The sequence below is a fragment of the Streptomyces sp. MMG1533 genome (assembly GCF_001279775.1).
Lineage (GTDB): Bacteria > Actinomycetota > Actinomycetes > Streptomycetales > Streptomycetaceae > Streptomyces.
Genome location: NZ_LGDG01000224.1, coordinates 32,033 through 58,490, shown reverse-complemented (window position 1 = coordinate 58,490; position 26,458 = coordinate 32,033). Strand labels below are relative to the sequence as shown.

The window sequence follows — 26,458 nt, the reverse complement described above, 5'->3', positions numbered from 1 at the left end:
ATCCATATATGCGAGCGTGCTCGAGGAGCGGCATGGACGACGAGGGCACCGAGGATGTGACGGCGACCGACTACGAAGACGACTACGAAGACGCCGACGACGACGCCGACGACTACGCCGACGAGGAACTCGTCGGTGCCGGTTCTGCGGAGCCGGACGTTCTTCTGGACGTCCCGCTGCTGAAGGTGGACGAGATCGTCCTGGACGTAGAGGACCTGCGCGCGAGGGTCTCGCTGCAGGCGGAGGTGCTCGACCTGCTCCGGCTGAACGTGGGGGCCGATGTGGCGCTGGGCGCCGTCCACCTCGACATCAAGGGCGTGGAGGCGCAGGCGTTGCTGAAGGTGCGTCTGGACAATGTGGTGGAGGTCATCGGGAGGGTTCTGACGACCATCGACCGTAATCCGGACATCCTCAGGGACGTGACCTCGGGTGTCGGGTCCGCCGTACGTGCGGTGGGGACCGGGGCGGGTCGCACGCTCGACGAGGTCGGGCGTGGTGCAGGCAGGGCGGTGGAGGACGTGGGGCGTGGCGCAGGCCGGGCGGTGGAGGACGTGGGGCGCGGGGCCGGTACCGCGGTGGAAGACGTGGGGCGTGGTGCTGGTACCGCGGTGGAGGACGTAGGGCGTGGTGCTGGTACCGCGGTGGAGGACGTAGGGCGTGGTGCCGGTACCGCGGTGGAGGACGTGGGGCGCGGGGCCGGTACCGCTGTCGAGGGTGTCGGCAGCGAGGCCGGGACCGCGGTCGGGCGGCTGGGGGACGACACGGGCAGGGCGGTCGCGGGGCTCGCGGAACGGACCGGGGACACGGTGGAGGGAGCCGCCGCGCGGGCCGACGAGACGCCGGCGGACACCGGAGAGGTCGTGTCCGACGTCCCGGAGGCCGCGAGCGGCCACGCGTCACGCGTCGGGAAGGCCGGGGGCGCGACGGGCCGCGCGGCGGGCAAGTCCGCGCGTGAAGCCCCCGCGCGCACGCGGCGGCGGGCCCCCGAAGGTGGTGAGGTACCGGCGCGACGGGGCACAGCGGCGCCGCGTCGAAAGGTGAGGCGTGTGAAGGAGCAGGAGGCGGCTGACGAGAGCCGGCCTCCGTGAAGGCCTGAACACCGGCGCGCGGACATCGACTTCACCTCCACCGTCGCGGCCGGCATGCTGCGTTTCCGTCGGCGGCCGAGAGCGGACGTCCGTTTCAGCGGGAGTCCGGGCACGCGCTCGGCCACGGTCAGCACGAGGACGAACCTGCCCGACCCGGTCGACGTCGGCGTGGAGCACCGGAATGTGCAGGTCCGGTACGGGCTGTCGAACACACTCGGCACCGAGGAGCCACCCGCGGACCCGGCGTGATCGGGTCACCCGGAGACCGGCCGCCCGGGACCCACCTGGAAACCGGTTGCCGTCACCGAGTCCCGTACCACCACATGTGTCCCCAGCAGCAGATGGTCGGCCCCGGCCTCCGTCGTGCGGCCCAGCGCGGTGCGCACGGCGAGTCGGCCCAGTTCCTCGTAGGGGACGTGGACCGTCGTCAGCGCGGGGTGCAGGTCGCGGGCGAACGGGATGTCGTCGTAGCCGGCCAGCGACACGTCCTCCGGCACGTTCAGGCCCGCCTCGTGCAGGGCGGTCAGCGCGCCCGCCGCGACCATGTCGGTGGCGGCGACCACGGCCGTGAACTCCAGCCCTTCCTTCAGGGCCTCGCGCATCAGCCGGTGGCCCGCGTCGCGGGTGAAGTCCCCGTGCAGCACGAGCGCCGGGTCGGGTTCCAGACCGCGGGCGCGATGGGCGGCCAGATAGCCGCGCTCCCGGCCCTGTGCCGTGGTGTGGTCCGGCTTGCCACCGAGGAACAGCACCCGGCGGTGCCCCTGCGCCAGGACATGGGCGACCAGGGCGTAGGCGCCGCCCTCGTTGTCGTACTCGATGACCGACACCGGCGCCCCGGGGCCCAGCGTCGGACGGCCGCACAGCACCAGGCGGGAGCCGGCCGACGCCAGCGAGTCGGCCATACGGCGGGTGCGTTCGCGGTACTCGGCGGTGTCGGCGACGCCGCCGACCAGGATCACGGCGGCGGCCCGCTGGGCGCGCATCATCTCGACGAACTCCAGCTCGTGCCGGACGTCGCCCTCCGTGCTGCACACCAGGCAGAGGTGCCCGAGCCGGGTCGCCTCGCGCTCCACGCCGTGCGCCATGAGCGCGAACGACGGTCCGGTGATGTCCTCCAGGACGAACGCCAGCGTGGGCGTGCCGACGCCCGCCACCGCCTTGGCGCGCGCGTCGGCGACGTAGTCCAGCTCACGGACCGCCCGCATCACCCGCGTGCGGGTCGCCGAGCTCACCGGGTACACACCGCCGAGCACCCGCGACACGGTCGACGCGGACACCCCCGCACGCGTCGCCACGTCCCGGATCGTGCTCCGCCCCGCGGCATCGCTCTTTCTCGTCATACCTGCCTCGTCCCTCTCCCCGGGCTGCGTCGCGCCCACCCCTCGGGAACTGCGGCAACATGGATGGAAACCGGTTCCCGAAGCGGAGGCTAGCAGTGGTAGGGGACGGGGACGAGCGGAAACGACAGGACTGGGCTCACGCCCTCGTCGGCATCACGCTTCGTCAGCGACTCAGGCTTCGTCAGCGACTCATGCTTCGTCAGTGGCTCACGCTTCATCAGTGGCTCAAGGCTCGTCAGTGGCTCACGCCTCCGTGAGCGTCCGCGCGATGGAGGCGATCGCCTGCGGCCCCACCCGGCAGCACCCGCCGATCAGCCGAGCTCCGGATTCCCGCCAGCCCCGCACCTCCTCGGGCGCGAACGAGGAACGGCCGTGCCACGCGCGGGCCTCGGCGTCCCAGGCTTCGCCGCTGTTGGGGTAGACGACGACAGGCTTGCCGGTGACGCGGGCGGCGGTCTCGATGGCGTTGTCGACATCCTCGGGGACGCAGCAGTTCACGCCGACGGCGATGACCTCGTCCGCGTCGGCGGCGAGAGCGAAGGCCTCCTCCAGCGGCTGCCCGGCGCGGGTGCGGTCGCCCGCGACGCTGTACGACAGCCAGGCCGGCACCCCGAGGCCGCGTACCGCCCGCAGCAGCGCCTCTGCCTCGTCGGCGTCGGGCACCGTCTCCAGGGCGAGGACGTCCGGACCGGCGGCGGCCAGCACCTCCAGGCGGGGCCGGTGGAAGGCCTCGAGCTCGGCCACGCCGAGCCCGTACCGGCCCCGGTACTCGGAGCCGTCGGCGAGCATCGCGCCGTACGGCCCGACCGAGGCCGCCACCCACAGCGGCCGGGTGACACCCTTCGCCCGCGCCTGCGCCGCCGCGTCGCGGCCCAACCCGACGCTCAGGCCGAGGAGTTCGGCTGCCCGCTCCCGCTCGACCCCCCGCTTCGCGAAGCCCTCGAAGGTCGCCTGGTAGCTGGAGGTGATCGCCAGGTCCGCGCCCGCCAGGAAGTAGGCGAGATGCGCCTCGGCGATCGCCTCGGGCCGTTCCGCGAGCAGCCGCGCCGACCACAGTTCGTCGCTCAGGTCGTGCCCGGCGGACTCGAGCTGATTGGACATGCCGCCGTCGAGGACGACCGTCCCGGCGGCGAGGGCTGCGGAGAGAGAGGAAGGCTTGTCGCTGGTCATGTCACGACGCTAGTCGACGGGGCTGCGAGACAGCCGTGTGTGTCCAGTACATGAACAGATTGCCCAGCATGTGGAATGTCAGGTTACGATCACGCCCTCCCCGCCCCCTTTCCCCAGGGATCCGCCATGACCGCCCCCAGCCCCACCGAGACCACCGAGCCGGACCCGGCTGCCGCCGCCCCGCGCCGCCGCACCTTCGGCCCGGCCGCCGCCACCGCCCTCGTCATGGGCAACATCATCGGCGGAGGCATCTTCGCGCTGCCCGCCACCGTGGCCCCGTACGGCGGTGTCAGCCTCCTCGCCTTCGTGGTCCTGTCGATAGGCGCGGTGCTGCTCGCGCTGCTCTTCGGCAAGCTGGCCCGGCGCAGCCCGGTCACCGGCGGTCTGTACGTGTACCCGCGCGACGCCTTCGGCCCCTTCGCGGGCTTCCTGTCGGCGTGGTCGTACTGGACGATGTGCTGGGTCAGCATCGCCGCCCTCGCGGTCGCGGTCGTCGGTTACGTCGACGTCCTGATCCCGCTGCACGGCAACCACACCCTCGAAGCGCTGGTCGCGTTCGCCGCGCTGTGGCTGCCGGCCGCCGCGAACTTCGCCGGCACGCGCTGGGTCGGCGCGGTCCAGGTCGTCTCCACGATCCTGAAGTTCGTGCCGCTGCTGCTCGTCGCCACCGTCGGTCTCTTCTTCGTCGACACCGACAACTACGGCCCGTTCAACGCCTCGGGCGAGAGCGTCTCCGGCGCGCTGGCCGCCTCCGCCGCGCTGCTCCTCTACAGCTTCCTCGGCGTCGAGTCGGCCGCGGTCAGCGCGGGCGAGGTCCGCGACCCCGAGCGCAACGTCGGCCGCGCGAGCGTCCTCGGCACGCTGGGCTCCGCCCTCGTGTACATCCTCGGCATCGTCGCCGTGTTCGGTCTCGTCCCGCACGACAAGCTGGTCGACTCCGGTGCCCCCTTCGCCGACGCCGTGAACTCGATCACCGGCGGCACCTGGGGCGGCACCGCCATCGCCCTGGTCGCCGTCGCCTCGATCACCGGCTGCCTCAACGGCTGGATCCTGATGGCCGCGCAGATGCCGTACGCCGCCGCCCGCGACGGCCTCTTCCCGGCGCCGTTCGCCCGCGTGGGCAAGGGCGGGGTGCCGGGCTTCGGCGTCTGGGCCGTCGCGGTCCTCGGCACGCTGCTCATCGCCCTCAACTACACGGCGGGCCCGGACACCACGTTCCGCGTCCTCGTCCTGATCACCACGTTCACGGGGTGCGTGCCGTACCTCCTCTCGGCCGCCGCCCAGCTGTACTGGCTGGCCAAGGGCACCCGCGAGCAGGTCCGCCCGGCCGGCCTGGTCCGCGACCTGATCGTCGCCGCCCTCTCCTTCGCCTTCTCCTTCTGGCTGATCGCGGGCGCCGGCTACGCGGCCGTCTACCAGGGCGTGCTGTTCCTCTTCGCGGGCATCCCGGTCTACGTGTGGCTGCGTGGACGCCGGGAGACGGCGGAGGACCCCGCCTAGCCTTGGGGCATGCCTGACACCGATGCCGTGGACGCCGAGGGCCCCGAAGTCGCCGATGCCGAGGCGGTGTCCGAGGAGGCCCGGCAGGTCCTCGGCCCCTTCACCGGGCCGATCTTCCTGTCGTCCCTCACCCACAACCCGAAGAACGGCGTCACCGGCGGCGTCTGGACCGTCAGCGCCGGTGACCGCTCGGCCATCCTGAAGGTCCTCACCCGCAACAAGGCGGCCACCGGACGCTGGGCGGCCTCCGACGACCCCCGGCACTGGAACTACTGGCGGCGCGAGGCCGACGTCCACACCTGTGGCCTCGCGCAGCTCTGGCAGCCGTACGGCGTCCGCGCACCCCGGCTGCTGGCCTGCGTCGAACGCTCCGGCGGCGACATCGCACTGTGGCTCGAGCGGGTACGGGGCCAACCGGCCACCCGTTGGAAGGTCGCCCGGCACATCGAACACGCCCGCCGCCTGGGCGCCGCCCAGGGAGCCGTCGGCGCGACGGACGACCGGCCGTGGCTCTCGCACCGCTTCCTGCGCCAGTACGTCGGCAGCAACACCCTCGGCCAGGAACTCCTCGACGACGACGAGGCCTGGCAACAACCCCTGGTCCGCGACCACTTCCCCGAGAGCCTGCGGCACGAGATGGTCCGGCTGCATCACGACCGGGACTGGTTCCTCGACGTGATGGAGTCCCTGCCGCGCGCCTTCAGCCACCTCGACCTGTGGCCCGCCAACACCTGCGCCGACGGCCCCGGAAGTGCCGTGTTCGACTGGGCGTTCGCCGGCGACGGCGCCCTCGGCGAGGACCTCGGCAACTACCTTCCCGACTCCGTCTTCGACCTCTTCGTCCCGGCGGCCCGCCTCCCCAAGTACGCGACCAGGGCCTACGAGGCGTACCTCCACGGCCTCCGCTCGACCGGCTGGAGAGGCGACGAGAACCTCGTACGCCTCGCGGTCTGCGCCTCGGCCGTCAAGTACGACTGGCTCACCGCCCTGATGCTGGCCAACGCGGGGGAGGAGCAGCGGGACTACGGCGGCGCCCGAGCGGTGGATGCCGAACGCCGTTACCGCGAGCGGGGGTTGACGTTGGCGTTCCTCGGGGAGTGGGCGAGGGAGGCGCGGGCGCTGGCCCCGAGGTTGGGGTTCCCGGAGGCACCGAGCGGCAGTTGACGCGCCCGATCGGCCGGGGGCAGCCGAGGCGCTCGGGCGGCTCCCGACCCACAGATGGCGGCACCCGGCCGGGGCGGGCGAGCGCCCCTGGCCCGCTACCCCTGCGCCGCGTGCCGCCCGCCCCTCCGCCGGCCACCCCTCCTGTACAGCGACGCCGGCACCACGAGCCCGAGGAGCAGCCCGACGGCCAGGACGTAGGGCCACCAACCGAGCCCACTGCTCGCGGTGTTCGCGGTACGTGTGTCGGCCGCCACGGCCCCGGACGACTCCGTGCCGCGAGCGGCGGACGGTGACGGGCTCGCGGCGACCGCGCCGAGCACCACGTCGTTCCCGTCCCCGCCCTTGTAACTGATCCGGTACGTCGTGTCGGCGAGCTTCACCTTCGCGCCCTCCTTCAGCCCGGTGAACGCCCCGTTCGTCCTCGCCCGTCCCGCATGGTCGAGCACCGTGATCTCCGGCGCCGGGTCGGCCCCGGCGGCCGACAGATCCAGGCTCCCGGCCAGCCGCACCGCCCCCGTCACCTTCAACGGCTTGTCCCGCAAGACGAGTTCACCCTTGGCGCGCTGCGTGTAGTCACCGGACACGGTGAGGCCGCCCGCCACGACCCCTTCGTTCGTCACCGCCCCCTTCACCTTGCCCTTGCCGGTCAGCGTGGTCGCGACGCGCAGCCCGGACGTCGAGGCGTCCAGCCGTGACCCGGCCGAGGAAAGCCGGATCACCTTGCTGCGTACGAGAGTTGCCCCCGATCGCAGCGCCAGCGTGCCCTTCTTGACCGTCGTCGCCCCGGAGTACGTCACCGCGCTGCCCGTCAGCGTCGTCGTGGCCGCCCCCGCCTGCACGAACGCACCGCTTCCGCTCACGTACGCCAAGGAGATCGCCCTCTTGGCGTTGTTCACGAAGAGCGTCCCGTTGTTCACCACCCGGCGCCGTTCGGTTCCCGTCAGCAGGGAACCGTCCCCCTGCCCGGAGCCCAGTCGCAGCACCGCGCCCTTCTCCACGGTCGTCGAGCCGTCGTAGTACTGCTTCGCCGCGAAGGTGACGTCGTTCCCGCGCGTCCCCGCGATCACGATGTCCCCGGCGCCGGGTGCGGACAGCGTGTCGTGGAACCGGCCGCCGCCGATGGGGGCGCCGAGGGTCACCGGCCCGTTGTAGTCGAAGGTGAGCAGCGAACGGGAGCGTGCCGCGAGCAGGTTGATGTAGACGGTCTCGGCCGTGCCCGGCATGAAGATCTTGTTCGTGGTGCCGTCGCCCCACTGGACGTTGGCACCCTTGATGTTGGTGCCGCGCTTGTTGACGTTCTTCCGCGCGGGCGTCCAGTTCAGGGCGGGGTCGCTGAGCGAGGGGGCGGTGTCGCCGCCCTGGTTCGACCAGCTGTACTGGCCGGTCAGGATGACCTTGCTGCCCGGCCGGGACTGGACGTTGATGTCGCTGCCGTACTCGCGCTGGTAGAAGTCCATGCGCTGGGTGACGGTCTGGCCCAGCGGGGTGTCCACGGTCCAGGTGCCCTGGTTGAGAACCTTGCGGACGTTCGGCAGCGAGGTCGCGAACTCCGGCCGTCCGGCGTTCACCTGTGTGCCGTTGTCGATCACCCCGGAGAAGGGGTGGGTGCCCGACAGGTCCCAGGTGCCCCACAGGAACCTCGGCTGGGTGACCAGGCCGGAGCCACTGATGGTGCCCAGGTTGTAGCCGACGTCCTTCAGCGAGAGCCGCAGGGTGCCGTCGACCCGGATGTTGTCCTGGTTGAGCCGGAACGCCGGGGTGCTGTACGGGAAGTGGCCGATCAGCCCGGTCGAACCACCGTCGCCGTACTGCAGGGTCGCCCCCCGCTCGACGGTGACCGCGGGCGGATCCGGGTTGGACGTGGTGACGTACGGGTGGTTGCCGCCCTGCGTCGACACCTTCTGCCGCTGCCGGGACTTCGGCAGCGTGAAGTCGCTGTCCTTGGTCAGGACCAGCGTCCCGCTGCCGCGCACGGTGAGTGCGCCCTCGCCGCGGAACACGCCGTCGTACGTCGTCGTCCCCGACGGCACGCTGACGACCGTGTCGCCGGTGAGCGTCACGTCCCGGTCCGCGAGCACGTCGGCGGTGACGTCCCGGGCACCGGCGGCCGCCGCGGGGGGAGCGGTGGAGAGGAGGGCGGCGACCGCCGCGAGGGCGCCGGCGGCCGCTGCTGTCTTGTGGGTATGGCTGTGCACGTAACGGAGACGGGCCGGGTCGCGGCCGATAACAGAAATCTGGCCGCAGAAAGCGCCTTCTTTAGTCACGTCCAACCCGTTGACCTCCCCGTTCCACGCGCTTACCTTTTCGGCGTTCGGAATAACAACAGATGTTCTCAATATCGAACATCGCTCTCAGGACACCCCCACCCCCGAGAGGCAGTCCGTATGAGCCGCGACAACGACCTGCCCGAAGATCCTCACCGCAGACTGCTGCTGAAGGGCGCCCTGGCCGCGGGCACCCTGGCGGCGGCCACCGCCGGTGTCGCCCATGCCGCGCCCACCCCCAAAGCACCCCCGTTCGTGAACCCGCTCGTCCGCAACCGGGCCGACCCGCACATCCACCGTCACGCCGACGGCCACTACTACTTCACGGCCACCGCCCCCGAGTACGACCGGATCATCCTGCGCCGCTCCCGCACCCTGAACGGCCTCGCGACCGCCGCCGAGTCCGTGATCTGGACCAAGCACGCGACCGGCGTCATGGGCGCGCACATCTGGGCGCCCGAGATTCACCGCATCGGCGGCAAGTGGTACATCTACTTCGCCTCGGCGCCCGCCGAGAGCGTCTGGGACATCCGTATCTGGGTGCTGGAGAACGCACATCGCGACCCCTTCAAGGGGACGTGGACCGAGCGCGGCCAGATCAAGACCGCCTGGGAGACCTTCTCACTCGACGCCACCACCTTCACCCACCGGGGCACCCGCTATCTCGCCTGGGCCCAGCACGAGCCCGCAATGGCCAACAACACCGCGCTGTGGCTGTCGAGGATGGCGAACCCGTGGACCCTGACGGGCCCTCAAGTCCGGCTTTCGACACCCGAGTTGGACTGGGAGTGCATCGGCTACAAGGTCAACGAGGGCCCGTCGGTCATCGTGCGCAACGGCCGTCTGTTCATGACCTACTCCGCCAGCGCCACCGACTACAACTACTGCATGGGCCTGCTGACCGCCGACGTGGACAGCGACCTGATGAACCCCGCGAGCTGGGTCAAGTCTCCGACGCCGGTGTTCACCAGCAACGACACCACCAAGCAGTACGGCCCGGGCCACAACTGCTTCACCGTCGCCGAGGACGGCCGCACCGACGTCCTCGTCTACCACGCCCGCCAGTACAAGGAGATCGTCGGCGACCCGCTGAACGACCCCAACCGCCACACCCGTGTCCAGAAGCTCGGCTGGAAGGCGGACGGCACCCCCGACTTCGGCATCCCCGTGGCGGACACGGCGCCGGCCGCCTCCGCCGAACCGGTCAAGGAGAGTGCGTGAGTTGACTTCCTCCCCCGCCTAAAGGCGGGGGATTCCAGCGGTCGCCCGCTGGGGTTCCTGCTTCACCGACGACCGCCCCGTCCGGGAGGACTCCCGTTGAGGTCTTACACCGTCTCCACAGGCAGACGCCGCCAGCCCGGCGGCCAGGATGTTGCGTGCTGCGTTCACGTCGCGGTCATGCACGGTGCCGCAGGCGCACGTCCATTCGCGGACGTTCAGCGGCAGCTTCCCGCGGACCGTGCCGCAGTTCCCGCACAGCTTGCTGCTGGGGAAGAAGCGGTCGATCACGACGAGCTCGCGCCCGTACCAGGCGCACTTGTACTCCAGCATGGAGCGCAGTTGCGTCCACGAAGCATCGGAGATGGCGCGTGCGAGCGTGCCGTTCTTCAGCAGGTTGCGGACGGTGAGGTCCTCGATCACGACCGTTTGGTTCTCACGGACGAGTCGAGTCGACAGCTTGTGCAGGAAGTCACGGCGCCGGTCGGCGATCCGCGCGTGGACCTTGGCGACGCGACGACGGGCCTTCTCCCGGTTCGCGGAACCTTTGGCTTTGCGGGACAGCTCCCGCTGCGCTCGGGCCAGGCGGGCGCGGTCACGCCGCTCATGCTTGGGATTGGCGACCTTTTCCCCGGTGGACAGTGTCACCAGGGACGTCACGCCCGCGTCGATACCGATGGCCGCTGTGGTGGCGGGGGCCGGGGCGATGCTGTCCTCGCACAGCAGGGACACGAACCAGCGACCCGCCGCGTCGCGGGACACAGTCACCGTCGTGGGCGCGGCACCCTCCGGCAGGGGCCGCGACCAGCGGATATCCAAAGGCTTGGCCATCTTCGCCAGGGTCAGGTGCCCGTCGCGCCACGTGAAGGCGCTGCGGGTGTACTCGGCCGACGCGCGGGACTTCTTGCGGCTCTTGTAGCGCGGGTACTTCGCGCGCTTGGCGAAGAAGTTCCCGAACGCTGTCTGAAGATGGCGGAGCGCCTGCTGGAGCGGGACGGAGGACACCTCCGTCAGGAAGGCCAGTTCTCCGGTCTTCTTCCACTGCGTCAGCGCGGCCGAGGACTGCACATAGGAGACGCGGCGCTGCTCGCCGTACCAGGCCCGCGTGCGCTCCTCCAGCGCCTTGTTGTAGACGAGGCGGACACAGCCGAACGTGCGCGACAGCTCAGCCGCCTGCTCGCCGGTGGGGTAAAAGCGGTACTTGAACGCCCGCTTGACCTGCTGCGTCATACCTTACATTCTATCAGTTCTTGTGTGAGTGACGGATGTCGACCTGTGGACGGTATACGCCGGTCCGCCCTGGCGGCGAACTGGCTCTTCCTGCCCTGCTCCGCAGGAGCTTCGTTTCCTCCCCGGCCTGAAGGTCGGGGTATCCACGAAGGAAGGCCCCGATGAGACGTACCTACGCCGCCCTGTTCGCCCTCTGTCTCGCGCTGCTCAGCGCCCTGGCCACCGCCGGACCCGCCCAGGCCGCACCCCAGACCATCACCAACGGCACCCAGTTCACGGACACGTCGGGCAGCCCCGTGCACGCCCACGGCGGCGGGGTCCTCAAGGTCGGCTCCTACTACTACTGGTTCGGCGAGAACCGCAACGCCGACAACACCTTCCGGTACGTGGACGCCTACCGCTCCACCGACCTGAAGAACTGGGAGTTCCGCAACCACGTCCTGACCCAGTCGAGCGCCGCCGAGCTGGCCACGGCCAACATCGAGCGCCCGAAGGTCATGTACAACGCCTCCACCGGCAAGTTCGTGATGTGGATGCACAAGGAGAACGGCACCGACTACAGCGAGGCCCGCGCCGCCGTCGCCGTCTCCGACACCGTCGACGGCAACTACACCTGGAAGGGCAGCTTCCGCCCGCTCGACACCCACATGTCCCGTGACATCACGGTCTTCGTGGACACCGACGGCGCCGGCTACATGGTCTCCGCCGCCCGCGAGAACTACGACCTGCACATCTACCGGCTCACCGCCGACTACACCGGCATCGCGAGCCTGGTCGCCGACCCCTGGCACGGCGGCCACCGCGAGGCGCCGGCGCTGTTCAAGCGGGGCGGCGTCTACTTCATGCTGACGTCGGGCGCGACCGGCTGGAGCCCCAACCAGCAGCAGTACGCGACGGCGACCTCGCTGTCCGGCCCCTGGACGGCGATGACCAACGTCGGCGACTCGACGACGTACGGCTCGCAGACCGCGTTCGTCCTTCCCGTGCAGGGCAGTTCGGGCACCTCGTACCTCTACCTCGGCGACCGCTGGGGCAACTCCTTCGGCGGGACCGTCAACGACTCCCGGTACGTGTGGCTGCCGCTGACCTTCCCGAGTTCGACCTCGATGTCCATGTCCTGGTCCCCGGAGGTCACCATCGACACGGCCGCCGGCACGATCAGCGGCACGAGCGCCACGTACAACACGCTGATGGCCAGGCACTCCTCCAAGTGCGCCGACGTGACCAGCCAGTCGCTGTGGCAGGGCGCGCAGATCAAGCAGTACGACTGCAACGGCGGCAACAACCAGAAGTACTGGTTCAAGTCCGTCGGCAGCGGCTACTACCAGCTGATGGTCAGGAGCAGCTCCCTGTGCGTCCAGGAGAACGCGAGCACGGTCACCCAGGAGAACTGCAACGCGACGTCCACCGCCCAGCAGTGGTCCCTCATTACGACGGGCTCCTACGTCAACGTCAAGTCCCGCGCGACGGGCGAGTGCCTGGACGTGAACGGCGCGTCCACCGCCAACTCCGCCGCGATCATCACGTACACCTGCAACGGAGCGACCAACCAGCAGTGGACGCGAGGAACCTGACGCTCGGTCGGCTCAGGCCAGCAGATCGATCGCGTCGATCGCCGTGCCCGCGCTGAGGTAGGAGGTCAGCCCCGAACCGCTCACCACGTTGATCTTCAGGGTGTTGTACTGGCTGGTGTCCGTGAGCCAGGCACTCGCCGGAACGCTGTAGGTGAACGTGTGGTTGTTCCCCCGGTAGGACCCGTTGGTCAGCGACCGGGTGTCCGGCTGGGTGGGCGGGGAGGGGATGGCCGACGTCCAGCTGTTGACGACGACCTGCGGCCGGCCGTTGGCGTAGGCCGTCGTCACGCCGATGCGCAGGGTGTGCGCGGCGGCGGCCTGGGCCGCGGTCAGCTTGAAGTACACGAGCAGACCGCTGTTGACGTCCTTCCAGATGTAGCAGGGGAAGGCGGAGGTCTCGCTGCCGCTGCCGATCACCACGTTGCCGGTCCAGGCGGAGGCCCGGACGTCCGACGGATGCGCGTACGTCATCAGGTCGGCGTTCTTGAAGCCGCTCGGCGTACCGGTCCAGTCGTTGATCCGCCAGATCGCGCTCGCGTTGCTCGGGTCGTTCGAGGACGGGATCGCGATCGAGTTGAGGGTGGTCGTACCGCCCGCGGATACGGTCACCTGCGTACTGTATACAGCCAGCTCGCTCTTGTAGACGGTCAGCGTGTACGTCCCCGGCAGCACCCCGCCGATCGAGTAGTAGCCGTCGGACGCCCGCGCCGAACCCCAGTACTGCGCGGCCGAGTTGGCCAGCCCGACCGTGTACGCGTACGCGGTGTTCCGCCCGGTGATCCCGACACCCGCGACCCGGCCCCGGCCGCTCGCGGCGACGTACCCGGAGATACCGAGCGAGTCCGCCCACGAAGTGGTCAGTGTGCCCGGGAACAGTGACGACGAGGGTGCTCCGCCGTCCGTGAAGGCGATGACGTACGGGCCCTGGAGGCCGAAGCGCTGGGCCTCGGTCTGGTTCTGGCCGTAGTAGAGGATCTCGTACAGACCGCCGCCGTCCGCGCTCTGGTGGCGCAGCAGGGAGCGGTAGAAGGGGCCGCCGGAGGCCTTCTCGTGGTTGCTGCGCACGATCCACAGGCCGACGCTGCCGGTCGTCCAGCCGATGTGGCTGTAGTCCATGACCCGAAGCTTCGAGAAGTGCTTCGAGCGGGTCTGGCCGTCGGACTTCGCGAACACGTCCGAGGCCTCGATGGTGCTGTTCGTGTACGTGTAGGAGTCGGGCTCGTCGTTGAGGAACAGGCCCTTCTTCACGCGCACGATGTAGCGGGTCGCGGAGACGGACGTGTCGGCCTTGTTGGTCCAGAGGTAGACGTTGTTCTCGCCGCTGCGGGCCGCGTAGTAGTGCTTCAGCGTGCCGTACGCGACGGAGATCAGGATCGTCGTGCCGGACTGCTTGACGGACACCGTGGACGTGCCGAGACCGGACTCGATGTGCGAGTTCATGCCGCCGTAGCCCTGGTACTCCACGCCCCGGTAGACCAGCGAGGTCAGGTCGCCGTTGGACTTGCTGACCTTGAAGACGAGGTTGGCGCCGGTGTCGACGACGTAGTTCGACCCGTCGTCGCTGTAGCCGAAGGCCGCGGCGGACGCGCTCTGCGCGAGCGGGCCGGCGAGGGTGGCCGTACCGGCGGCGGCCGCGGTGCCGAGAACGAAGGTGCGGCGTCGGACCGGTCTGTTCGCGGTTCCGGACATGGGGGTGCCTCCTTCGGGAGGGTGTGGGGGTGCGGGTGCCGGGGCCTGCCCGGCGGATCCTGGTTGGCAGAGTGACAGTTGAATCGATTTCGCGAAAGGGCTTTCGCGAGCCCCGAGTCAGCAATCACGTGAAATCGATCCAAGGTCTAGAAAGCGCTTGCCAAGAGCGGTACCGTCCACCGGCCAGGCCTTGTCGCCCTGTCGCAGGACCGTCGGAGGAGCCGTATGAGACGTTTCAACCTCGCCGTGCTGGCGGCGCTGACCCTGGGCGCCGGAGTGATCGCCGTACCGGCCCAGGCCCATGGCGGTCAGCGCCCCCTGGGACGTGAGAACTGCACCACCACCGCCTGCCACTTCGATGTCGCACCCGGCACGTACGACGTGTCGGTCCTCCTCGGCGGCGACGCCGAGTCGAGCACGAGCATCGCCGGCGAGACCCGGCGCTCCCTGCTCCCCGAGACCGCCGTCCCGGCCGGCGAGCGCGTCGCCCGCAGCTTCACCGTGAACGTCCGCACCCCCGAGGGCGAGCCGACCGGGCCCGAGGGCACCCTGGGCCTGGACCTCGTACTGGGCGGCTCGGCGCCCGCGCTCGCCGACATCAAGGTCACCCCCGCCCGGCACGCCCGCCAGATCTTCCTGGTCGGCGACTCCACGGTCTGCGACCAGCCCGGCGACCCGTACTCCGGCTGGGGCCAGCAGCTGCCGCAGTACCTCCGCAAGGGCGTGTCCGTCGCCAACTACGCGGACTCCGGCGAGAGTACGGTGACATATCTGGGGAACCCCCAGTTGTGGGCCACCGTCCAACCAGAGATCCGCCGCGGTGACCTGGTGCTCATCCAGCTCGCCCACAACGACAAGACGACGGACGAGGCGACCTACCGGGCGAACCTGGAGACCCTGGTGGCGGGCGTACGGGAGAAGGGCGGCAGCCCGGTCCTCGTCACCCCGATCGTGCGCCGCTGGTTCAACTCCGACGGCACCCTGAACAACGACATCGCGCTTCTGGTCAACGGCCTCGGCGTGAACCATCCTGAGGTCGTCCGCTCGGTCGCCGCCGCCGAGGACGTCCCGCTGATCGACCTGACGGCGAAGACGAAGGCGATCGTGGAGTCGCTGGGAGTCGAGGGCTCCAAGGCGCTGTACCTCTACAACGAGAAACGGGACAACACCCACACCTCCGCGCACGGCGCCACCGTGTACGCGGGACTGGTCCGCGACGAACTCGTCGCCCGGCATCTGGTGCCGGAGGGCCTGGTAAGGGTGGGATAGACCCCTGGGGCGCTCCGACCGGAACCGGGGCGCCCCAGGCTTCCGTCGACCCGAGCGTCCCGAGGTTCCGAGCGCTCCCCGCTCTCCCGGCGCTCCGAGCACTCCCAGCACGAAAGAGACCCATGCAGCTGCCTCCCGACGACCGCACCCTCAGCCCGCTCACCGGCTGCACCCGCGCCCATTGGGAGGCGGCCGCCGACGCCCTCCTCGCGGCCGTCGAGCCGTACGCCGGCGAGGGCCGTGCCCTCTACCACCTCCCCGGGGACCGCGAGAGCTGGTCGGGACGCCTCTCCGACGGCCTGGAGGGCTACGCCCGTACGCTGCTGCTGGCCGCCTTCCGCCGAGACGAGACCGCCCTCGAACGCTACGCCGACGGACTCGCCGCCGGGGTCGCGGGCGTCTGGCCCCGCATCGAGGACCGCAGTCAGCCGCTGGTCGAGGCGGCGTCGATCGCCCTCGCGCTCAGGCTCACCCGGCCGCTGCTGTGGGACCGCCTGGACGACGGCGTGCGCCGGCGGGCCGCGGCCTGGCTCGGCGACGCGCTCACCGCCGAAGCCTGGCCCTGCAACTGGGAGTTGTTCCCGGTCACGGTCGGCGGGTTCCTGCAGGAGATCGGCTACGAGGTCGACGCGTCCCGCAAGGCGATCGACAACGGCCTGGAACGCATCGAGCAGTGGTACGTCCGCGACGGCTGGTACACCGACGGCGACGGCCGCAAGTTCGACTACTACAACGGCTGGGCGATGCACCTCTACCCGGTGCTGCACGCCTGGCTGGCGGACGACGACCGGCTCCTCGACCTCTACGGCGGCCGCCTGGAACGCCATCTCGCCGACTACGCCCGCCTGTTCGGCGGCGACGGCGCCCCCATGCACCAGGGCCGCTCCCTGACGTACCGCTTCGCCACGACCGCCCCGCTGTGGCTCGGCGCGATGACGGGCCGTACGCCGCTGGCGCCGGGGGAGACGCGCAGGCTGGCCTCCGGGGCGCTGAAGTACTTCCTGGACCGGGGAGCGGTCGACTCGCGGGGCCTGCTCACACTCGGCTGGCACGGGCCCGACTCCGCCGTCCTGCAAGGCTATTCAGGCCCCGCGTCCCCGTACTGGGCGAGCAAGGGCTTCCTGGGCCTGCTGCTTCCGCCGGACCACGAGGTGTGGACGGCCCCGGAGGAACCGGGCCCGGCCGAGCAGGCGGACGCGGTCACGCCGATCGCCGCCCCCAACTGGCTGCTGCAGTCCACGCGTTCGGACGGTGTGGTCCGCCTCCACAACCACGGCAGCGAGGACGTCCGCTACGACCCGTACTACACGCGCCTCGCGTACTCGACGGTGACGACGCCTTCGTCGTCGTACGACAACAGCGTGATCGTGGACGACGATCCGAGCCGTACCGGGATCGAGCCGTTGGGTGTCGGAGACGGCTGGGTGGCCTCGCGGCACACGGCGGGCGGGGGTGCCCGGGTGACGAGTGTCGTGCTCGCGCGCGGAGCGGTGGAAGTGCGCGCTCATGTGGTGGCGGGTGCGGAGCCGGGTACGGCGGTGCGGGTCACCGGATGGGCGGCGGCGGACGGTGTGCGGGCGGAGGTCGTGCCTGTCGTCGGCCTTGACGGTGAACTCGCGGGCGTCACCGGTGACGGCGACACCCTCTTCGTCGCGCTCGCGCGTCTCACCGCCGAACCGGAGCCCGTGCCGCTTGAGGAGACGGTGAGCGTGCGGGTGGACGGGGCGGGGGAGTTGACGGTCCGCTGGAGCGCGGGGCCTCAGGTGCGGGTGCGGTTGGACGCGGGCGCGGGCGTAGTCGTCGAGGAGCTCCGTCGGGCACGATGAGCCCCATGGCGGGTGGAAAAGACGAGGTGTTCGACCGGTTGCGGCGGGCCGGGCTGGAGATCGCTGCCGGCGACTGGCGGATCGAGGAGGTACTGCCGCCCGGCGCCGCGTGGCGGCGGGTCATCGGGTTCGAGACCGAGCCGACCGCGACCGTGCGGACGGACCGGACCGATCTGGCCGAGTCGGTCAACCGGGAGTGGCACCGGCTGGCGGCCGAGGCGGGGATCCTCGACGGGGACGGAGTGTTCCTGATCGGCGTGGCGGGCAGCTGCTCGCCCTGGACCCGCGTCCGGCTCACCGCCGACTGGGACCTCGCCGGAGTGCTGGGCGAGCGGCCGGGGCAGCCGGAGTTCGTCACGTTGTCGCTCGACGGGGACGCCCTGGTGGCCGCCACGGTCGAGGAGTACGACGTCTGGCTGATCGCCGAGGAACGGATCAAGGAGCGTCAGGAGGCGGCGGCGCAGGCTGCGGCCGCTCTGGACACACCGGAGCGGCGGGCCGCTGCCTGGGCTTCGCTGTTCGAGGGGCCGGGACCCGGCGAGAAGCTGCTCGACGCATGGGCACGCGGACTCTCGCTCAACGACGTCATCCCGGAGGACCTGCGAATCCAGCTGTTCGGCCGGTCCCACCACGTCATGTACCGCTACCTGCCGACGGCGGTCGTGGACGCGGCACTGGCCCACCCGGACTGGAAGGTAAGGGCGTTTGCCGCGGAGGTGCAGCCGAACATCACGCCCGAGCAGTGGGCTCGGGTGATCCTTGGTGCGCAGGACACCCGGCAGCGGTGGCTCCTCACCCTGCTGGCCGCGGACCGTCGGGCCGAGCTCACCGAGGACATCTGCCAAAAGCTCGCATCCGATCCGTCCGCGCGCGTCCGCTCCGAGGCCGCCCGGCTCGCTGGCCTGCCCGCACCCCTCGCGATCGCGCTGGCCGCCGACCCCGACGACGGAGTGCGGTGCGCGGTCTGCCCGGCGGCCTGGCCGCATCTGGACACCCCGGGCCGAAAGGCGCTCCTGGCCGATCCCGCCGACAAGGTGCGCAGGGCTGCCCTCCTGCTGCACCACCGGGAGCACCCGGTGCCCCCCTCGGTGTTCGAAGCCGAAGACCTCCAAACCCGTGACCTGGAGACGCTGTGCCTGGAGCGCGACCTCGCCGAACATCTGGCGCGGCACGGCGAGGAGGCCGAGCGAGTCGCCCTCGCCGGCAACCCGCACCTGGACCCGGACCTGGTGGCTCTCCTCGCCGAGGACCCGGACGAAGGCGTCCGCTACGCGGTGTCGGTACGAGGTGACCTCACCGAGGAGCAACGCGCCCGCATCCCCATCGACTTCGAGCTGCGCTCACGCAGCCACGAGCTCGACTGGGTCGCGGACCTGCACCACGACGAGGACGCCATGCGCCGCCTGGCCGCCTCCTCGCACCCCCTCGTCCGCAGAAGCGTCGCCCGGGCCCGGCACCTGCCCTCCGACGTCGTCGCCCGCCTCGCCCGCGACGAGGACCGGATCGTCCGGCTCTTCCTCGCCGAATCCTGCGACGACGCGCCCGCGGACATGCTCATGGAGGTCTGGCGGTGGTGGGACGGAAGCCTCAGCTTCCCCGACCGCCCGCGCAGCCACCCGAACTTCCCCCGCCACGACCTTCTGCGGTACGCCGACGACCCCGACCCGCGCATGCGCCGACTGTCCCCGGACGATCCGGACTCGACGACCGAGCTGGTCGAGCGGCTCAGCCGGGACGTGAGCGCAGAGGTGCGCTACCGGACCGCGACCGACCCGCGGTTGCCGCCCGCATGCGCCGTGCGACTGCTGGAGGACCCGCACGAGCACATCCGCCGGTCGGCCGCCCGCCACCCCCGACTCCCGGCCCACGTGCTGACCCGGCTGTTGCGGGAGACCGACCTTGCTCAGTGGGCGGCCCGCAATCCGGCGCTGCCCGTCGAGGTCATGCGCCGGATGGCCGAGCGGATGCGTTAGGGCGTGAGGCGGGCGATCCTCAGGGTCGTCGCGGTCGGGGACGCACCGGTCAGCGGTTTCGCGTACGACGGTGTCGCGGGCGCGTACGCCCAGGTCAGGGTGCCGTCCTTGAGGACCGCGAGGTCACCGGTGATCCGCGCGCCCATCACCTTGTCCGCACTCTGGAACTTCCCGTTCCAGTCGATGAGCCTGAGGTGCGTGCCCGTGAAGGTGCCGGTGCAGGTGCCGCTCGCGCACTTGGCGTTCTTCAGGGACTCCCAGGACAGCAGCAGCCGGTTCTTGCCGTACGGGGCGAGGCGCACGTTGACGTGTTCGGTGCCCGGCGTGTTGGACAGGCGGATCGCCTTGCCGGCCGGGGTGTTGCGGTTCTTGAGGAAGGCGACGGTCACCTGGTGGGTGCCGGTCTTCGGCTTCACCGTCCAGCCGCGTCCGCTCGCGTCGTCCGGGTTCTTCGCGGCGGAGGCGGCGCCGCGCGAGGCGAAGGCGGTGGCGTAACGGCCGGTGGACGACTTCACCAGGTCGCCGGTACGGCCCGCGAACGTGCCGCCGCAGTAACCGGCCCAGCACTGCTCGCGCTGCACGACCGGAGCGTTGTCCGGGGCGCCGATCCCGGTCGAGACGAACAGCCCCGAACGCCAGTCGTCGAAGCAGAGCGAGGTGAACGCGCCGGTCTTCTCCGCGTGCAGGGCGATGCCCTCGTTGTGGCTGCACCCCCAGCTCCAACCACCGCTGAGCTTGGCGCCCTTGGCGCTGACGTACGACAGCTTGTCGCCGAAGTGCCCGTCGGCGAAGCCGCCCGCGCCGTGCACCACGAAGTACGCGCCGTACTTCGTGCCGTTCCAGGTGAGCTGGCCGTCGAGGAGCGGGGCGGTGTCGTGGGAGGAGGTGGAGGTGAGCTTGGTGCTCCAGGTCTTCTTGGCACCCGTGTAGCGGACGACCGCCGCGGCCGTCTCCTTCCACTTGTTGGTGTCGGCGACGCGGGTGAGCAGGGCGAAGCCGTCGTTGTGCGCGACCAGGCCGCCGACCTCCTTGGCCCCCTTCACGACGGTGTCCGCGCCCGAGCGCTTCCCGGCGGCCGTCAGCGGGGTGACGTGGATGCCGTCCGAGGCGGGCCACGCGACGCGCAGGGTGCCGTTCGGGGCGGCCGCGGTCGCCGTCCGCGTCCACTCGCGGGTGTTGTTGTAACCGGCGGACAGATAGGGGAACTTGGCCGGCAGGCTCACGGCCGTGGTGGTGACGGCGAGCGTCGGTGCGGCGGTCGTGGCGGCACCGGCCACGGCGTACCAGGCGCCGACGAACGCACCGGCCGCGACGAGTCCGGCGAGGACGGGCTTGCGGGCGGCACGGACTCGGCGGTGGCCGGCGGGGTGTCTTGCAGATGTCATGTCCGAGGGTTGCCGCCGGACGATCAAAGGTTGCCGTGGGTTTTGGGGGCCGTCGCAGGAACACTTCGGCCGGTACCGAACCGAGCCGCGCCTACCGTGGCGGACATGACCGCCTTCGCCGACCTGCACCACCACCCCGAGGAGCCCTTGCTCCTCCCCAACGCCTGGGACCACGCCTCCGCGACGGCCCTGGCCGCACAGGGCTTTCGCGCGATCGGCACGACGAGTCTCGCCGTCTCCGCGGCCGTCGGCCTGCCCGACGGATCACCGGCCACCCGCGAGCACACCCTCCAGCTCGCCCTGACCCTGGGCACCGAACCCTTCCTCCTCTCCGTCGACGCGGCGGACGGCTTCAGCGAGGACCCAAAGCGGGTGGCGGAACTGGCGCGTGAGCTGTCCGTGGTCGGGGCGGCCGGCATCAATCTGGAGGACGGCCTGGGCCCGGTCGCCCTGCACGCCCGGAAGATCGCCGCGGTGAAGTCGGCCGCCCCGGCCCTCTTCGTGAACGCCCGCACGGACACCTACTGGCTGGGCGACGGAGGGGTCTCAAAGACGTTGACCCGCCTCGACGCCTACCAACAGGCGGGCGCCGACGGCGTGTTCGTCCCCGGACTGACCGACCCGGCACAGATCACCGCCCTGGTGAAGCGGCTGGCCGTCCCCCTCAACATCCTCTACTCACCCACCGGCCCGACCGTCCCCCACCTCACCGACCTGGGTGTTCGACGCGTCAGCCTCGGCTCGCTGCTGTACCGGAGGGCGTTGGGCGCGGCGCTGGAGACGGTGCGGGAGATCCGGGCGGGCCGGTCCGTGCGGGGTGCCGCGCCGTCGTATGCCGAGGTCGAGGCGTGGTCAGCCAGTCCCGGGGGCGGCCGGAAGCAGCGTCTGAACAAGCCGTTCGGCGAAGGCGCCCGGGTGTTGGACGGCACCGATGTGCCCGCCGGGGAACTCGACGAAGTCGCTGCCGGCCCGCTCCGCGACGAACTCGGCGGTGCGATGGAGGAGTTGCCCCCGTGAGTCCGACCCGGCGGCGAGGGTGAGACGTGGGGTCAGGGCTCCCGGTTCGGGTGTGTACGAGGTGAACGGCACCAGGACATGGGCGAGGAAGATGGCCATGGGAAGGCTCAACTCCTCCTCGCGGGACAGGGGCTGCCCCTTGGGATGCTCCTTCGCGTCCCGCCCCTCCAGCCCGGCGCCGAGCCGGGCGGCGGCAGCCTGGAGCCCCGCGGTGCGATACGTGTCGTACACCTCCCGGAACATCGCCTGGTGCCGATCTCCGTCCGGCAGTACCGCAACGCAGGGCGGCTCGTGTGCGACGACGTGCCGCAGCCGCTCGGGATGCCGCGCGAGCAGGTCGAGGGCCGCGATGCCACCGGAGCTGGTGCCGAGGACGTGGGCGAACTCCCCTTCCGGAAGGGTCGCTTGGAGCACCCGGTTCGCTCCGTCGCTCCAAGCCTGCACCCGCTGGTCGTCGACGGACATCCCGAGGCGGCCGTGGGCCAGGCCGAGCGGGTCGTACGTGACGACGGTGAACCGCTCGGCGAGCACGTCCGTCATCGCGTCGAGCCCCATGGGGTGACCCGCGCCACCGGGGATGACGAGAAGGACCGGCCCGTCGCCGCGGATGTCGTAGGTGAGCTGTTCCTCAGTGATGGTTCTCCTCCTCGCGAGGCCAGTGTTCGAGGCTGATGTGCAGGGCGTCGATCGCCTTGTCCCAGGACGCCTGGACGGCACGGGGGTGGCCGAAGCCGCCGCTGGACTCCAGGGCGCAGTAGCCGTGGAAGGTGGCGCGCAACAGCCGTACGGCGTCGGTGAGGTCGGGCTCTTCGAGGCCGTAGGCGCGGAGCATGCCGTAGGTGACCTCGGCGGTGCGGAGCATGGCGGAGGTGTCGGCGACGAGCGCCGGGTCGACGCGGACCTGTGTGGCGGCGTACCGGCCCGGGTGTTCGAGTGCGTACTCCCGATAGGCCCCGGCGAACGCCGCCAGGGCGTCCTTCCCGGACCGCCCCACCACGGCGGCGGCGATCCGGTCGATCATCTCCCCGCCGACGAGCAGCGCAACGCGTGTGCGGAGGTCCTGGAGGTTCCTGACATGCGAGTACAGGCTCGCGTCCTTGACGCCGAAGTGCCGGGCCAGCGCGGACAGGGTGACGTTTTCGAAGCCGACCTCGTCGGCGAGGTCGGCGGCGGCTGCGGCGAGCCGGGCGACGGTGAGTCCTGCGCGGGGCATGGGGTGACCTCCAAGGAAGCCTGCGAGCACTAGCCATCAGCCTAATACATCTAGGAAATGGCTCATCGCATCAGCAGCGGCAGCCCGGTCAGCACGGCCCAGCCGGCTCCGCCGGCCGCGAGCAAGGCGGTCGGCCAGGACGCCCCGGCGAGGAGTGTCAGGCCGCCGACGACGGCGGCGCAGAGCAGGGCGAGGGTGAGCGCGACCAATGATCGGATGTCGAACAGCGGCATACCGGGTCCTTCCTTTGCACCTCGGGGTCTGTGCTGCCAGCTTGCGGCCAGGCAGCAGGGCCCGCGGCAACGGCGAACGACTCCGAAGGACCCCGAAGGGCTGACGGGATCTCCGAACGGGCCCTGCTGGATACGCTGATGACGCAGTTCGGCACCGGCGTGCAGAGGAGAACCATGGCAGCCCCACAGGCCACTTTCGAACCGCTGTTGCGCTTCTGCGGCAGCCTGCGTGAACTGAGGATCGTCTCCGGTGAACCCTCGTACGCCGACTTGGCGCGGCGAGCGCCCGGACGTCTCGCCGGGGGCACCCTCAGTCCGCTGCTCGCGGGGAAGATCCGCCGGGCTCCTCGGTGGGAACTCGTACGCGACTTCGTCGGCGCCTGCCGGGAGCACGCGCAGGCCAACGGCATCACGCTCCCCGAGGACCAGGTGTCCCCGGACGCCTGGCGCCGACGCCACGAGGATCTGGTCCGGGCCCTGAACGGCGCGCCGGCTCAGCGGTCGCCCGACGAACTCGTCCGTCTGCTGCACATGGCACCGGACAACCGCCCGCCCACTCTCGGCGAACTCGCCGACAGCGACCTGGGGGTGTCCCGGCCGCTGCCCGGTGCGGACGCCGGATACATTGCCCGGGCCGACTTCGACGTGGAGATGCGCAGCCTGCTGTCCCTCGAAGGTCCGCCGTACCCGTATGTCATCGCCTACGGAGAGGAAGGCGCGGGCAAGACCCGATCCGCCGTCGAGGCACTGCGCGCGCAATTTCCCGCCGAGACGCCGATTCTGATTCCGCGTGACACCGCCGCGGTGTCCGAACTGCGCTCCCTGGCCGATTCGCTCGACCGGCTCGGACGGCCGGTCGTGGTCTGGCTGGACGACCTGACGGCCGCCGACCTCGAACACCTGACGCCGGAGCTGCGGGAGTGGCTCTCCGGCTGGGCGGTGACCGCCGGGACCATCCAAGCGCGCCGGTTCCGGGAGATCCGCGAGGAGACCGCATCGGGCGCGGGGGCGGTCTCCCGGGCCGCGCTGCACGGTGCGTGCCTCGTCCATCTGCCGCTGGAACTCGGCGATGCCGAACGGGCACAGGCCGTCTGGCACTTCGAGGACGCTGCCGTGCCAAGGAGTTTCGCCGAGGCGGCGGACGTCCCGCAGGCACTGGAGATGCTGCTTCGGCTCAACACCGCGGGGGCGGCCAACCAGGTCGGCGTCTGCGTCGTGCGGGCAGCGATCGACTGTCATCGGGCGGGCCTGGTACGGGGTTTGACGCGCGACGAGTTGCTCCGGCTGCTGCCGTCGTACCTGACCTCGCTGGGTGCTCCTCCGGCCACCGACGCCCAGTTCGAGCAGGGGCTGAGCTGGGCCCAGGCCCCGGTCGCCAGAGGCCGGGCGCTGCTCCAGCCCTGGGCGCACGGATCCGGTGAGCCACGGTGGGAGCCGGCGCGGGAACTGGTCACCGAGGCCGACTCCGGGCCCGTGCCGGGCTTTGCGTGGACCGAGGTGATCGACTTGGCGACCCCCGAGGAGTGTGCGGGAATCGGCTACGAGGCGATGGGCAGGAAGGCCCTGGTGTACGCGGCCGAGGCTTTCACCAGGGCTGCGGAGTACGAGCCGTGTCGGCCGTATGTGCTGCTGGCGCTCGGGCAGACGAGGCACCTGCTCGGCTTCGACACGGCCGCCAAGGACGCGTTCCGGGGCGTCATCGAGATGGGGGATCCCGTCGCCGTGGCCGCGGAGGCCGCTCTCCGGCTCGGAGACGTGCTGAGGAAGGAAGGCGACACCGCGGGGGCCGAGGAAGCCTGGCGTCTGGCGGCGGCGACCGGGGACGAGTACCACGCGCCGATGGCCCTGCACCAGATGGGCCTGATGCGGGTGAAGCAACACGACTTCACGGAGGAGACCGAGTCCTTCTTCCGGCAGGCCGCCGCGAGCGGAGACCCCGAGATCGCCCCGAGGTCGTGGGTCCTGGTGGCGACGCTGCGCGAGTACCACGGCGATCCGCAGGGTGCCTTGGCGGCGTACGAGCGGGCCGCGGAGTGGGACAACCCGCACGTGATGGCGACGTTGGAGGATTCGGTCTCCGAACTGCGCGCACGGATGGCGGAGTTGACGGAGGTCGGTGGCAGCGGACCCGGTGCGGAGTCGGATGCGGAGGACCTTCTGGAACGGGCCGAGCTCCTGGAGGAGCTGGGAGACCCGGCGGGGGCGCTGGCCGCTTTCACCTCTGCCGCGGACTGCGAGGACCCGGACGTACGTGCCCGGGCGCTGTACGGTGCGGCCGGGATCCTGACGGCGGAGGACCGGATCGACGAGGCGTGTGAGGCCTACGAGGCCGTCGCGGAGTGCGGCGTGCCCGAGCGGGTGGCCGAGGCGCTGTTCGAACTCGGGATGATCCTGCACAGGACGGAGGACTGGGCGGGGGCACATCGGGCCTGGTCGAGGGCTGCGCAGACCGGTGTGCCTGGTCCGGCGCAATGGGCCGCGCTCAACCTCGGTCTGCTGGAGCTGCGGGTGGAGAACACCGAGGCCGCGGCTACGGCCTTCCGCCGGGCGCTGGAGACGCAGGACGCGCCGGTCCGGGCGCAGGCGGCGTTGAACCTGGCCTTGCTGGGGGCCGACGGCGGCGCGGACGAGGAAGCCGTCGACGCCTGGTACCGGATCGCCATCGAGTCCGAGGATCCGGAGTTCATGCCGCAGGCCGCCCTCGCCCTGGCCGGCCGCCTGATCGGCCGGGGACTGCGCAACGAACCCAAGCGTCTGATCGACAAGGCGGTCGACTCCGGCGATCCGGAGTCGGCGGTGCGAGGACCACTCCTGCTCGGGATGCTCCAGGAATGCGACGCGGACGAGGACGGGGCCGCAGCCCTGTACCGCAAGGCGATCGAGTTCGGACACGCCAAGCATTCCATCCACGCCCATGTGCTGCTGGGACGTCTCTGCATCCGCACCGGACGCCCGGACGCGGCGCGCTGGCACCTGCAGACCGCGCTGGACGCGGGGCACCCCGACCACTCACCCGAGGCGGGAGTGCTGCTCGCGCGGGTCTTCCGGGACAACGGTGAGAGCGACAAGGCCCAGCTGCTGCTCAGGCAGCTCGTGGAGATGGGCCACCCGGACGCGGCCCCCGAGGCCGGGGTGATGCTCGGAGACGTACTGGTGCGCGGCGGCCGCACCGAGGAGGCACGGAAGGTGTGGAAACGCGTGGTCGAGCAGGGCAGGGAGCCGCACGCGGGCAACGCGCGCGCCCGCCTTGCGGCATTCGACGGCAACGGCGACTGAACTGCGGTCGGGTCACACCGCCGGTCCTC

General features: G+C 70.9%; 19 protein-coding genes and 1 pseudogene. 11 read left to right on the top strand and 9 right to left on the bottom strand.

From position 1 onward, the window contains the following. Positions 1–32 precede the first annotated feature (32 nt). Both ADK57_RS26205 and ADK57_RS26200 read left to right on the top strand, forming a co-directional pair. Positions 33–1,088 carry a hypothetical protein gene (locus ADK57_RS26205; RefSeq protein ID WP_053752026.1) on the top strand — a complete coding sequence of 352 codons (1,056 nt, stop codon included), beginning with the start codon at positions 33–35 and terminating at the stop codon, positions 1,086–1,088. Between the two features lie 54 nt (positions 1,089–1,142). Continuing rightward, on the top strand, positions 1,143–1,337 hold the full coding sequence (locus ADK57_RS26200; protein WP_053752025.1) for a hypothetical protein: 195 nt from the start codon (positions 1,143–1,145) through the stop codon (positions 1,335–1,337). A 5-nt stretch (positions 1,338–1,342) separates the two neighbouring features. Here ADK57_RS26200 and ADK57_RS26195 read toward each other — a convergent pair whose 3' ends face one another. Continuing rightward, positions 1,343–2,428 (bottom strand): LacI family DNA-binding transcriptional regulator, encoded by a 1,086-nt coding sequence (locus ADK57_RS26195; RefSeq protein WP_053752024.1) that lies wholly within the window; start codon positions 2,426–2,428, stop codon positions 1,343–1,345. A 243-nt stretch (positions 2,429–2,671) separates the two neighbouring features. Then, complete coding sequence (mmuM, locus tag ADK57_RS26190; protein WP_053752023.1) at positions 2,672–3,598, bottom strand: homocysteine S-methyltransferase; 927 nt, start codon at positions 3,596–3,598, stop codon at positions 2,672–2,674. 126 nt (positions 3,599–3,724) lie between these two features. Between mmuM and ADK57_RS26185 the strand changes: the two genes are divergently transcribed. Both ADK57_RS26185 and ADK57_RS26180 read left to right on the top strand, forming a co-directional pair. Further along, on the top strand, positions 3,725–5,098 hold the full coding sequence (locus ADK57_RS26185; RefSeq protein ID WP_053752022.1) for an amino acid permease: 1,374 nt from the start codon (positions 3,725–3,727) through the stop codon (positions 5,096–5,098). Positions 5,099–5,107: 9 nt separating this feature from the next. Then, positions 5,108–6,262 (top strand): aminoglycoside phosphotransferase, encoded by a 1,155-nt coding sequence (locus tag ADK57_RS26180; protein WP_234390424.1) that lies wholly within the window; start codon positions 5,108–5,110, stop codon positions 6,260–6,262. 95 nt (positions 6,263–6,357) lie between these two features. On the opposite strand, the gene ADK57_RS26175 is transcribed toward ADK57_RS26180, so the two are convergent. Beyond that, a complete protein-coding gene (locus ADK57_RS26175; protein WP_053752021.1) occupies positions 6,358–8,457 on the bottom strand; it encodes an autotransporter-associated beta strand repeat-containing protein in 2,100 nt (699 codons plus the stop codon). Positions 8,458–8,646: 189 nt separating this feature from the next. Here ADK57_RS26175 and ADK57_RS26170 point away from each other — a divergent pair, with 189 nt between their 5' ends. Continuing rightward, positions 8,647–9,747 (top strand): family 43 glycosylhydrolase, encoded by a 1,101-nt coding sequence (locus tag ADK57_RS26170; protein WP_053752020.1) that lies wholly within the window; start codon positions 8,647–8,649, stop codon positions 9,745–9,747. Between the two features lie 18 nt (positions 9,748–9,765). Here the strand turns inward: ADK57_RS26170 and ADK57_RS26165 are convergent, their stop codons facing one another. Next, positions 9,766–10,974: an RNA-guided endonuclease InsQ/TnpB family protein gene (locus ADK57_RS26165; RefSeq protein WP_053752019.1), complete on the bottom strand. Its 1,209-nt coding sequence runs from the start codon at positions 10,972–10,974 to the stop codon at positions 9,766–9,768. 161 nt (positions 10,975–11,135) lie between these two features. Between ADK57_RS26165 and ADK57_RS26160 the strand changes: the two genes are divergently transcribed. Next, positions 11,136–12,548, top strand: a complete 1,413-nt coding sequence (locus tag ADK57_RS26160) for an RICIN domain-containing protein (RefSeq protein ID WP_053752018.1) — start codon at positions 11,136–11,138, stop codon at positions 12,546–12,548. A gap of 12 nt (positions 12,549–12,560) precedes the next feature. Here the strand turns inward: ADK57_RS26160 and ADK57_RS26155 are convergent, their stop codons facing one another. After that, positions 12,561–14,237: a rhamnogalacturonan lyase B N-terminal domain-containing protein gene (locus tag ADK57_RS26155; RefSeq protein ID WP_053752017.1), complete on the bottom strand. Its 1,677-nt coding sequence runs from the start codon at positions 14,235–14,237 to the stop codon at positions 12,561–12,563. 225 nt (positions 14,238–14,462) lie between these two features. Here ADK57_RS26155 and ADK57_RS26150 point away from each other — a divergent pair, with 225 nt between their 5' ends. The 3 genes from ADK57_RS26150 to ADK57_RS26140 all read left to right on the top strand — a co-directional run bounded on the left by ADK57_RS26150 (position 14,463) and on the right by ADK57_RS26140 (position 19,305). Then, entirely contained in the window at positions 14,463–15,506 is a 1,044-nt protein-coding gene (locus ADK57_RS26150; protein WP_053752016.1) for a rhamnogalacturonan acetylesterase, read from the top strand. Positions 15,507–15,628: 122 nt separating this feature from the next. Then, on the top strand, positions 15,629–17,332 hold the full coding sequence (locus ADK57_RS26145; RefSeq protein ID WP_053752015.1) for a DUF2264 domain-containing protein: 1,704 nt from the start codon (positions 15,629–15,631) through the stop codon (positions 17,330–17,332). 5 nt (positions 17,333–17,337) lie between these two features. Further along, positions 17,338–19,305 carry a hypothetical protein gene (locus tag ADK57_RS26140; RefSeq protein WP_053752014.1) on the top strand — a complete coding sequence of 656 codons (1,968 nt, stop codon included), beginning with the start codon at positions 17,338–17,340 and terminating at the stop codon, positions 19,303–19,305. Here the strand turns inward: ADK57_RS26140 and ADK57_RS26135 are convergent. Beyond that, entirely contained in the window at positions 19,302–20,690 is a 1,389-nt protein-coding gene (locus ADK57_RS26135) for a hypothetical protein (protein WP_053752013.1), read from the bottom strand. The two genes, ADK57_RS26140 and ADK57_RS26135, sit on opposite strands and share 4 nt — an antisense overlap. Positions 20,691–20,795: 105 nt before the next feature. Between ADK57_RS26135 and ADK57_RS26130 the strand changes: the two genes are divergently transcribed. After that, the gene (locus ADK57_RS26130) at positions 20,796–21,707 is read left to right on the top strand and encodes an isocitrate lyase/PEP mutase family protein (RefSeq protein ID WP_078973341.1); all 912 of its coding nucleotides are present in this window, start codon (positions 20,796–20,798) and stop codon (positions 21,705–21,707) included. Between the two features lie 216 nt (positions 21,708–21,923). On the opposite strand, the pseudogene ADK57_RS52555 reads toward ADK57_RS26130, so the two are convergent. From ADK57_RS52555 to ADK57_RS50075, 3 genes and pseudogenes are all read right to left on the bottom strand, one after another. After that, positions 21,924–22,424, bottom strand: a pseudogene (locus ADK57_RS52555) (alpha/beta fold hydrolase); the annotation flags it as partial. Continuing rightward, entirely contained in the window at positions 22,336–22,920 is a 585-nt protein-coding gene (locus tag ADK57_RS26120; protein WP_053752011.1) for a TetR-like C-terminal domain-containing protein, read from the bottom strand. The pseudogene ADK57_RS52555 and the gene ADK57_RS26120, both read right to left, overlap by 89 nt. A gap of 62 nt (positions 22,921–22,982) precedes the next feature. Then, positions 22,983–23,153 (bottom strand): hypothetical protein, encoded by a 171-nt coding sequence (locus tag ADK57_RS50075; protein ID WP_159050153.1) that lies wholly within the window; start codon positions 23,151–23,153, stop codon positions 22,983–22,985. Positions 23,154–23,327: 174 nt separating this feature from the next. On the opposite strand from ADK57_RS50075, the gene ADK57_RS26115 reads away from it, so the two are divergent. Then, positions 23,328–26,429, top strand: a complete 3,102-nt coding sequence (locus ADK57_RS26115) for a tetratricopeptide repeat protein (protein ID WP_159050152.1) — start codon at positions 23,328–23,330, stop codon at positions 26,427–26,429. Positions 26,430–26,458 lie beyond the last annotated feature (29 nt).

Excerpts from the sequence above, each read along its gene's own strand:
- ADK57_RS26205 (WP_053752026.1), top strand. The coding sequence starts at position 33 with ATGGACGACGAGGGCACCGAGGATGTGACGGCGACCGACTACGAAGAC.
- ADK57_RS26200 (WP_053752025.1), top strand. The coding sequence starts at position 1,143 with ATGCTGCGTTTCCGTCGGCGGCCGAGAGCGGACGTCCGTTTCAGCGGG.
- ADK57_RS26195 (WP_053752024.1), bottom strand. The coding sequence starts at position 2,428 with ATGACGAGAAAGAGCGATGCCGCGGGGCGGAGCACGATCCGGGACGTG.
- mmuM (WP_053752023.1), bottom strand. The coding sequence starts at position 3,598 with ATGACCAGCGACAAGCCTTCCTCTCTCTCCGCAGCCCTCGCCGCCGGG.
- ADK57_RS26185 (WP_053752022.1), top strand. The coding sequence starts at position 3,725 with ATGACCGCCCCCAGCCCCACCGAGACCACCGAGCCGGACCCGGCTGCC.
- ADK57_RS26180 (WP_234390424.1), top strand. The coding sequence starts at position 5,108 with ATGCCTGACACCGATGCCGTGGACGCCGAGGGCCCCGAAGTCGCCGAT.
- ADK57_RS26170 (WP_053752020.1), top strand. The coding sequence starts at position 8,647 with ATGAGCCGCGACAACGACCTGCCCGAAGATCCTCACCGCAGACTGCTG.
- ADK57_RS26165 (WP_053752019.1), bottom strand. The coding sequence starts at position 10,974 with ATGACGCAGCAGGTCAAGCGGGCGTTCAAGTACCGCTTTTACCCCACC.
- ADK57_RS26160 (WP_053752018.1), top strand. The coding sequence starts at position 11,136 with ATGAGACGTACCTACGCCGCCCTGTTCGCCCTCTGTCTCGCGCTGCTC.
- ADK57_RS26155 (WP_053752017.1), bottom strand. The coding sequence starts at position 14,237 with ATGTCCGGAACCGCGAACAGACCGGTCCGACGCCGCACCTTCGTTCTC.
- ADK57_RS26150 (WP_053752016.1), top strand. The coding sequence starts at position 14,463 with ATGAGACGTTTCAACCTCGCCGTGCTGGCGGCGCTGACCCTGGGCGCC.
- ADK57_RS26145 (WP_053752015.1), top strand. The coding sequence starts at position 15,629 with ATGCAGCTGCCTCCCGACGACCGCACCCTCAGCCCGCTCACCGGCTGC.
- ADK57_RS26140 (WP_053752014.1), top strand. The coding sequence starts at position 17,338 with ATGGCGGGTGGAAAAGACGAGGTGTTCGACCGGTTGCGGCGGGCCGGG.
- ADK57_RS26135 (WP_053752013.1), bottom strand. The coding sequence starts at position 20,690 with ATGACATCTGCAAGACACCCCGCCGGCCACCGCCGAGTCCGTGCCGCC.
- ADK57_RS26130 (WP_078973341.1), top strand. The coding sequence starts at position 20,796 with ATGACCGCCTTCGCCGACCTGCACCACCACCCCGAGGAGCCCTTGCTC.
- ADK57_RS26120 (WP_053752011.1), bottom strand. The coding sequence starts at position 22,920 with ATGCCCCGCGCAGGACTCACCGTCGCCCGGCTCGCCGCAGCCGCCGCC.
- ADK57_RS50075 (WP_159050153.1), bottom strand. The coding sequence starts at position 23,153 with ATGCCGCTGTTCGACATCCGATCATTGGTCGCGCTCACCCTCGCCCTG.
- ADK57_RS26115 (WP_159050152.1), top strand. The coding sequence starts at position 23,328 with ATGGCAGCCCCACAGGCCACTTTCGAACCGCTGTTGCGCTTCTGCGGC.